Source organism: Okeania sp. SIO2B9, from assembly GCF_010672505.1.
In the GTDB taxonomy this organism is placed as follows: Bacteria; Cyanobacteriota; Cyanobacteriia; order Cyanobacteriales; family Microcoleaceae; genus Okeania; species Okeania hirsuta.
The window spans coordinates 1-1583 of sequence record NZ_JAAHGK010001535.1 but is presented as its reverse complement, the minus strand read 5'-3'; the positions used below and the strand labels follow the sequence as shown (position 1 = coordinate 1583).

3 protein-coding genes are annotated in these 1583 nt (G+C 37.3%); 1 reads left to right on the top strand and 2 read right to left on the bottom strand.

Annotation, left to right across the window (positions count from 1 at the left end):
• Positions 1-199 precede the first annotated feature (199 nt).
• Entirely contained in the window at positions 200-877 is a 678-nt protein-coding gene (locus F6K13_RS32380; protein WP_287243959.1) for a HEAT repeat domain-containing protein, read from the top strand.
• A gap of 92 nt (positions 878-969) precedes the next feature.
• Here F6K13_RS32380 and F6K13_RS32375 read toward each other — a convergent pair whose 3' ends face one another.
• On the bottom strand, positions 970-1302 hold the full coding sequence (locus F6K13_RS32375) for a hypothetical protein (protein WP_287289800.1): 333 nt from the start codon (positions 1300-1302) through the stop codon (positions 970-972).
• 33 nt (positions 1303-1335) lie between these two features.
• Positions 1336-1583 (bottom strand): class I SAM-dependent methyltransferase (locus F6K13_RS32370; RefSeq protein ID WP_287289798.1); only part of this gene is annotated, 248 nt, incomplete at its 5' end.

Genomic DNA, 1583 nt, shown 5'->3' with positions numbered 1-1583 from the left:
GTGGAGCCACTGTAAGACCCGAAGGGAGTAAATCCCGGAAGGCGGGTACTATGTTAACGCAGCTCCTCTGTCAAAAGGCAACAGAAAGCCCCTACCAGCAATGTGAGGGAATGCCGCGCTGTCTCACAGAGCAGCGTCGGGAGGATGTCAATAACTATAATATAAGATAAATGTAAAGTTTTACAAATAAAGGCCAAATATGCAAAATATGAGTTTAGAGCAAATATCTGTCCAATTAGATAGTGAAAATTCTCGCGATCGCCTTCTTGCCCTTGCCCATCTAAGAGAAGTATCTGCGACTGAGGCAGTACCTTTAATTAAAAAAGTATTGAATGATCCAAATTTACCAGTACGCTCCATGGCAGTATTTGCCCTGGGTGTAAAACAGACAGAGGAATGCTACTCAATTTTAGTAGAATTGTTAGAAAAAGATGCAGACTATGGAATTCGTGCTGATGCTGCGGGGGCGTTAGGTTATCTGGAGGATATTAGAGCTTTTGAACCCTTAGCAAGAGCATTTTATGAAGATACCAGTTGGTTAGTACGTTTCAGTGCCGCAGTTTCTCTAGGAAACCTCAAAGATCCCCGTGCCCATGATTTATTGATCGATGCTTTAGATAATCAAGAAATGGTGATACAACAAGCAGCGATCGCGGCTTTAGGAGAAATTGGAGACTTAGAAGCAGTGGAACATATTCTCAAGTTTGCTCTTTCAGAAGATTGGTTAATTCGCCAACGTTTAGCAGAAGCTTTAGGAAATATGCCTACTCCTAAGAGTATATCTGCCTTGAAATATTTGGAAAAAGATAGCCATCCTCAAGTATCTCAAGCAGCAAGCATATCTCTGCAACGTTTATCTACAAAAGAGAATAGTTAGCATATATAGCAATGATCGCTGGTATATTTACAAATTGCAGGATTAGTCATGGCAAGAACGTAGGGGCCAATAGCCATTCACCCCTACTGACTTCAGATATACTCAGGTTTAGTTGCTGCTATAAAAACCATGTGATCGCTAAATTTCAAAACTGATTTATCCTGATATTTCTCTTCCATTTCCTTTAAACCTGCTGCTAATTCAGTATCATTAAATTCAGAAAGCAAAAACATATAACGATTTTCTACCATTTCAAAATACTGACTTTTTGGCAATTCTAAAGGGTACTCTATAATATCATAATCGACAACAAAACCTACTTTTTGAAGTAAATCAATTAGTTCTTGATAGTGAGGTTGTTTTTTTTCGTACAATTTTAGTGCTTTAGCAAATAAAGGATACTCAATAGTGGGTGGTAAGAGCAATAATAAGAAAATTCCTCTAGGAGTTAGTCTTTGCTATAAATTCTGGAATAGTAGAAATTTTTCCTCTATATAATGGATAGCTTCTTTTAAGAAAATTTTGTTATAAATTCCTGGTTTTTGAGAGAATTTTACTCCATCCATTTCTACAGGATTTAATCGACTATTTGCCGGAATTTTTTGTAGCATTTCCGCAGAAGGATCGACACAAATAATCGGTTGCTGTAATTGAATGTGATTGAGAATTTCTTTGCTATAAATTCTTGTTCCACAACCAATATCTA